Source organism: Parachlamydia sp., assembly GCF_050255895.1.
Classification (GTDB): Bacteria; Chlamydiota; Chlamydiia; order Chlamydiales; family Parachlamydiaceae; genus Parachlamydia; species Parachlamydia acanthamoebae.
Window position 1 is genome coordinate 99644 of sequence record NZ_JBFWIR010000001.1, and the last position, 6122, is coordinate 105765.

Here is a 6122-nt window from a genome sequence, read left to right on the forward strand (position 1 = left end):
GAAATGTTTTTCTATAAGTCAAACTTATGTTTTTATGCGATCATAATTTGCCAAATTAGGGTTATTTAGCCCGTATAAAAAGGACAACTTATTCTATGGAGAGAGCCATCTCGACTCCATAAATGGCAGGATGGGCATTGCTGAAATGCTTGTCGAACATACAGCCCATCATCATCAAAAAATACACCTGAAGCAGATTTTAATTCTCCCTCTGCATTCACGAAAAAAATTCCCTCAGAAAGGATGTGTATCTGTGAAGGCAGCACATAAGTTTTTTCTGAAGAAACTGTATCTGCTAGTAATGGAGAAACAATTGTACAAATAAATAAGCAAAGATAAATTCGAAAACATAATTTTCCTAAAGCCATAAGAACTCCTTTTTATGTTAGTCGTTTTTGCCATTTAATATTGCTTAAAGACCTGCTAGAACGTTGCGAGCAAATCCTTGCCGCGAAAATATACAAGTGAATATTTTACTTGTCAACAAATAAAATCTTTGTGTAAGCGCAACGTGAAAATGTCACCACTTGTGCAAAGTTAAAATGTCACCATCTGAAGTATTCTATTTGTCAATTACAAATGGGAACATCAAATGGACATGATTAAAATGAGCAGAAAAGACATGATTTTGACAAATTGGCACGTTCAGAAGGTTCTGCAAGTGAAAGAAAGCGATTTTTAACTTTTGCTCACATAAAAGATGGAAGGAGTTTTTCCGAAGCTGCCCGTATGGTTAGAGTACAGCCCCGCACTGTAATTGTGTGGGTTAAAAATTTTCGTAAACGGGGACTAGAAGGATTGCGGCAGCAAAGAGGCTCTGGAGCTAAGCGTCTTATTTGTGAAGAAGCAGAAAAAATGGTATGCAAAGCTATAGATGAAATGCAAAAGAATCGCCCTGGAAGCAGGGTTAGAGGTCGTGATATATGGGAGATGGTGAATAAAAATTATGGAATAAGTTTATCTAACGGCAGTTTGTACAGACTCTTACATCGTGCCAGTTTGTCATGGATTACAGGAAGATCCCAACATCCGAAGGTCGACTTTGAAGGAAGGAAGATTTTAAAAAAACTTTAAAGAAAATGTTATAGAGATCATACCCAAGGGGATTGATCCAGAAAAGGTAGATATACTTATCCAAGCTGAATCTGAGAATTTTAAACAGAAGCAAGCTTGATCGTATTTAGCTGAATGCGTTGGAAATTGTCTGTAATACTTGTCATTAATTCGTTTTTGATTTTTAGTACTTCTTCAAAAAAGAATCGCCGTACTTGTTCTTTAAAATCCGCAAATTTTTCATAACACTTATTGTAAGTTTTTTCTGCCTCAAAACCTTCCACAAACGCTCAATTGGATTCAAATTCGGTGAGTAGGGTGGCAGATAGTATATTTTGATCTTTGACGTTTTGAGATACTCTTCAACCTTCTTATTTTTATTTGAGCGTCCATTATCGCAAATGATGTGGATCTTAACTCTCTAATCCTGTAAAAAAATGCAATCATGCTATCTGCATCTACTGTCCCATATTCCTGAACCAATAATTCCATTTTTTTGTAGAGTTAGAGCTCCAATAAAATGCATTCGATATTGAGCACTTGTTGTCGGTAACGTTTTGATCTCCCCTTTTTTATCCAGCCGCAAACTGCCTTAGACTGAAATTCCGAATGTACGGCATCCATAAAGAAAATTTCTTCATCTTCCTTGAGAGATGCTTTTAAGCATTCATAAGCTTGAATGAAGTTCTCTTGTTTTCCTGGGTCCAACTTACCAGGGACTTTGATCGGCTCTTTGTAAATAAAGCCTTGTGCCTTCAGCCAAAAGGTCATTCCCGACACAGTATAGTCAATTCCATATTTTGCTTTAACATACTTACAGATTTCTTTAGCATGAATATAAGTGGTTGTTTGTAGGTAATTATGCAATTCTTTAGCTTCCAATTCGCTTAATTTTCTTTGACTCCCACCTCTGGCATCATGTTGTGTTTTCTTTTCTGCTTCGTATTCTGCGAGATAACGATAAACGCTTGTACACTTATACGATGTGCTTGAGCTATTAGCTCATGAGACATCCCTTCACTTCTTGCTAAAACAACACATAGACGGGTGTGTTCGTGTTTGTCTTTTGTTTGTCTTTTGTTTGTCTAGCACGTCTTTCAAGCTCAAGCTTTAATTCAACAGAAATATTCATCATCATTTTCTTAAAAGTTTGAAAAACATCTTAATCATTTTTCTCAGATTGAACAACCAATTTTTATATTCAGCTCAGAGCAATATATATGGTTTCAAGATGAGGCAAGAGTAGGCCAACGAGGTACATTAACGCGTACTTGGGCTAAAAAAGAAACAAGACCAAGGTTGACTAGACAGCAACAATTTGAATATGCTTACATATTTGGTGCTGTGTGTCCTAAAACAAATCAAAGCGTGGGTCTTGTACTGCCAGCAGCAAATTCAAATGCAATGCTTGTCCACCTGGAAGAAATTTCTAAAAATATTCCTAAAGGTCGTTATGGAGTTGTTGTTCTGGATGGAGCAACTTGGCATAAAGCGAAAAAAATTAGGGTATTCAATAATTTGAGCGTGCTTGTATTACCCCCTGCTTCACCCGAATTAAATCCTGTAGAACAAATATGGCAACAGTTACGAGATAATTGGCTAGCAAATCGATGCTACGATGGATATGAAGCAATTTTAGATGCTTGTTGCCATGCTTGGAATTGGTTTGTTGATCTACCTGGAAAATTCACCAGCTTTGCTCAAGATCGTGGGCTATTTTATGATTTTAATTTTGGGAAATGGTATAAATTCTGCTTTATCCATTTTTCTTCTTAATAAGTTTCTAATATTGTTTCCCATTCAATGCCTTCGAATCTGGGCATTGTTTATAATTCTTGTTTATAAATTTCAAGAGCCTTGTTTCCTAGTTTTATTGAACGCGGGTTAAACGGCTTCAGCTCATAAATGATGTGATTAATCATATCTAATGCGTCAATTCTTTTTCCACTCGGTAGTCTAAATTCTTTCTTGACTCCTTCTACACCAAGTTTATATAAACGATGCATTTCCTGACCATGTTTCAAATTAGATCTTGTGTATGCTAATACATTTTCGATAGCTTTGGTGTTTTGGCGTGCAGTGTCGCTTAATTTTGAAACTTCTTGATTGCCATTTCTTCTCAAGAGCGAAAAAAAATTTTCAACTCTCTCTTTATGCTTAATAAACCAACCACCTGCGGTTGATGATGCTAACCTCACACCATAAGCTTCATATGCCGCCAAACCCGCTTCCTTTGTAAGCCAAATAGCGGCACCTTCAGCAAACAATTCACCTCCTCTTTCAGCAATAAATTCTTCTTTTTGCTTATAATCTAATCGATTCCATCGTTCCTGAATTTGACTATAGTCCCCGTTTGATGCAGCATCGAAAATTTGTCCGGCATATCCAAATTGTCTGTCAAGTGTATCGAATGGGTGGAACCCAAAGTTTTTAATTCCTCTTCCAAATGCAGAAACATTTCTTGACACTCGATCTTTGAATTCCTGATCTCTTTTCTGTTCAAGAAAATCGACGCTACCACCTATATGCAAACCATATAAATAAATAAATGATTTGAAAAGGCTGCTTTTAAATACTTATGGTAAATTTACCTCAGAATTTAAACACTTAGAGGAATGGAGTCACAATATTACAAGCTGTCTAGGATGGCTAAATGGGCACATTCCGGAAGAACATTGGAGCGCTTTGCAAGACGCAAATAAAGTTAGGCAAAACTTGATGAGGATCTATAAGCGTATGGCTAAAGTCCCCAGTCGCTTGCAGGACATTCAAGCTATTTTTGAGCCTAGAAGAGGAACAATCAAGGCCATAGAAGATACCAATTAAATCATGATCTTGCATCTTTTGTTAGATCAATAGAAGTTCCAGTCAGTTTGACACGAACTTCTATTTTTATTTGGATTAATTTATTGGGCATGTCACTCCTAATGCACGTTGAAAACCAAATACTCTTCTCAATGATTCATATTAACAACTTTAAATTGATAAGAATCATCATTTTTATACCTTGGATTGTGATAAATTGTTTTGCACATAGGACATGTTACCATTGCATCTTCGATTGTAGATGATTCCCATGCATCCACGCATTTTGGACAAATCAACCACTTTTCATCGCCAATTTCTGCTGTTTGTTGAACAGATGGATCTGGAAATTCTTTATCCATCAAAACTTTATACTTTCTAAAATTTTTCACATATTCTTCTTCGCCATTAGTTAATTGATCATAGTAATAAGGATCGTTTACCCATTCAGGATATGCCCATAAAGTGTCATAATCCTCTGCATTATATTTTAAACAAGAAAAGACCCAGCATTTTGACATTCTTCCATCCAAAACTTCAAAGAGAGAAGATGGTTTCCAAATGGGATATTCACAATTATTCCTATTGCAAATATAATACCAAATATATCCTTCGACAATAACCATTCCATAGACTACATATATTTTATTAATTTCCAAATCAAATGTACTATCTCTCTCATATCCCTTTAACTTTCCTATACAATTTTCGGGAAGATTAGCACCTTTATTATATAAACACTTTACTAACATTTTAATTAACCGGGTTTTTAAATTTAAATAATATTCTTTGCATTAATTCGCGATGTTCCCAGTAATGAATTTGTATCTCTGTCCCATTATCGAGTCGAGTAGGTGTATGCATTACTTTCTTCCAAATCGCTTGAGGAAAATTAGGATCTTTAATTTTGCCTTTCAAAATCTCTTCTCCAGCTCCTGCTTGTGCTTCTTTTAATACTATCTGTTCAATTAAATCAATAGGTTCAGTACGTACTGGAGGCTTTGAAATTCCTTTAGCTGCTGATTTTGCAGTTGCACTTGCAGTATTTTCAGCCGCAGATGGTATAGTTGTAGTGGCTTCTACAACTAACTTTCTTTCAATTGAAGCGGATTCCGCCATTACTTTGCTGGCATTTGTAGCAGCACTACGAATCCCTCTACCTGCAACTTGTGCAGCTTCAGTTGTCAATAGTTTTTGGGCCCCCTTAAAAGCTACTTTTTGCGCAACTTTTTTTACCGCTAAAGAACCTATTTTATAGGCTAACCCAGCGCCGCTATAAAGCAACGCGGCATCCGCGGCTAAAAATATTCCATCGACAGTATATTCACCTAATTTGCCAGCAGAATAATTATCGTAACATTCCCCATTCAGAATTTCTGGGGGAGCATTTGAATAGTCCTTTGTAAGCCGGTTATAAATACCCTTAATAAAATTTTTGCTCGCCTGATATCCAGTTTCTCGATCTTGCATTTCTTGTAATGTCTGCTCTTTTTCAAATTCAGACCACTCTGAAAGACCAAATAAATCAATACTAGTTAAAGGACTGTTATTCACATATGCATATAGATTAGGTCCGGCTTCATAACCAAGGGGATCAGCAGTGATCCAACGAGCTATTTGAGGGTCATAGTAACGTCTGCCAAAATAAATCAGGTCCGTTTCTGGATCAGTTCGTTTGGAACAAAAACGCCAAGATGTTATCGGTTTTTTAACATCCCCAGATGGATCAAAGATGGTTTCTTCTCCGAAAGCCGTGTAGCGATAGATATCGACAGGTTCACCTTTAGAGTTTAAAAGAACTTGAACATGCCCTGTGAAGTTAGTTAAAGGAATATATACTTGTCCTTGAATTTCAAAAGCAACCGCAGCACCAATCTCAGCACCACGTCCATGGGCAAGCGGTCTAAATTCCATTAAATGTTGCTCTGCATCACAAACTCCTACTTCATTATCTCCTTGGTAGAGGAAATACTGTGTATCTTGTGTCACCCAATTGTCTGTTAATGGATCCCAAAGCGATTTAACTTTAGAAAGGCGCCGACTTAGATCGTCATAGGTGTAGTTAAAACGTATATTGCCGATGGTAACAGAAAGTAATCTATCCCAGGCATCATACGTGTATTTTTGATCATGACGTTCGGATAGATTTCCATTGGGGTCATAGGCATAAGCACTCAGTTTGTCTCCTAAAAGCTGATTCAGTGAATTGAAGTCAAAACGTTGATCATCTTTTACAAAGCGATTAAAGAGTGAATCGTGTTGAT

9 protein-coding genes and 1 pseudogene are annotated in these 6122 nt (G+C 36.6%); 3 read left to right on the top strand and 7 right to left on the bottom strand.

From position 1 onward, the window contains the following. Positions 1–65: 65 nt before the first annotated feature. Positions 66–368, bottom strand: coding sequence for a hypothetical protein (locus AB7E63_RS00370; RefSeq protein WP_006340619.1), 303 nt, complete (start codon positions 366–368; stop codon positions 66–68). A 268-nt stretch (positions 369–636) separates the two neighbouring features. Between AB7E63_RS00370 and AB7E63_RS00375 the strand changes: the two genes are divergently transcribed. Further along, positions 637–1074, top strand: coding sequence for a helix-turn-helix domain-containing protein (locus tag AB7E63_RS00375; protein ID WP_006340620.1), 438 nt, complete (start codon positions 637–639; stop codon positions 1072–1074). Between the two features lie 80 nt (positions 1075–1154). Here the strand turns inward: AB7E63_RS00375 and AB7E63_RS00380 are convergent, their stop codons facing one another. The 3 genes and pseudogenes from AB7E63_RS00380 to AB7E63_RS00390 form a co-directional block, all read right to left on the bottom strand. Next, entirely contained in the window at positions 1155–1337 is a 183-nt protein-coding gene (locus tag AB7E63_RS00380) for a hypothetical protein (RefSeq protein WP_284452793.1), read from the bottom strand. Between the two features lie 35 nt (positions 1338–1372). Beyond that, positions 1373–1465, bottom strand: a pseudogene (locus AB7E63_RS00385) (hypothetical protein); the annotation flags it as partial. Between the two features lie 92 nt (positions 1466–1557). After that, a complete protein-coding gene (locus AB7E63_RS00390; protein ID WP_428418398.1) occupies positions 1558–1920 on the bottom strand; it encodes a helix-turn-helix domain-containing protein in 363 nt (120 codons plus the stop codon). Positions 1921–2271: 351 nt separating this feature from the next. Between AB7E63_RS00390 and AB7E63_RS00395 the strand changes: the two genes are divergently transcribed. After that, complete coding sequence (locus AB7E63_RS00395) at positions 2272–2829, top strand: IS630 family transposase (RefSeq protein ID WP_241208961.1); 558 nt, start codon at positions 2272–2274, stop codon at positions 2827–2829. A 50-nt stretch (positions 2830–2879) separates the two neighbouring features. Here AB7E63_RS00395 and AB7E63_RS00400 read toward each other — a convergent pair whose 3' ends face one another. After that, positions 2880–3521 (bottom strand): hypothetical protein, encoded by a 642-nt coding sequence (locus AB7E63_RS00400; protein ID WP_100067478.1) that lies wholly within the window; start codon positions 3519–3521, stop codon positions 2880–2882. Between the two features lie 85 nt (positions 3522–3606). Between AB7E63_RS00400 and AB7E63_RS00405 the strand changes: the two genes are divergently transcribed. After that, on the top strand, positions 3607–3879 hold the full coding sequence (locus AB7E63_RS00405; protein WP_006340249.1) for a hypothetical protein: 273 nt from the start codon (positions 3607–3609) through the stop codon (positions 3877–3879). Positions 3880–4007: 128 nt separating this feature from the next. Here the strand turns inward: AB7E63_RS00405 and AB7E63_RS00410 are convergent, their stop codons facing one another. Further along, complete coding sequence (locus AB7E63_RS00410) at positions 4008–4610, bottom strand: hypothetical protein (RefSeq protein WP_050784542.1); 603 nt, start codon at positions 4608–4610, stop codon at positions 4008–4010. Position 4611: 1 nt separating this feature from the next. Beyond that, positions 4612–6122, bottom strand: a 1511-nt coding sequence (locus AB7E63_RS00415) for an RHS repeat domain-containing protein (RefSeq protein ID WP_428418401.1), incomplete at its 5' end; no start/stop codon positions are given.

What these genes read in the sequence shown, in the direction of transcription:
- AB7E63_RS00370 (WP_006340619.1), bottom strand. Translation starts at nt 368, where the DNA reads ATGGCTTTAGGAAAATTATGTTTTCGAATTTATCTTTGCTTATTTATT.
- AB7E63_RS00410 (WP_050784542.1), bottom strand. Translation starts at nt 4,610, where the DNA reads ATGTTAGTAAAGTGTTTATATAATAAAGGTGCTAATCTTCCCGAAAAT.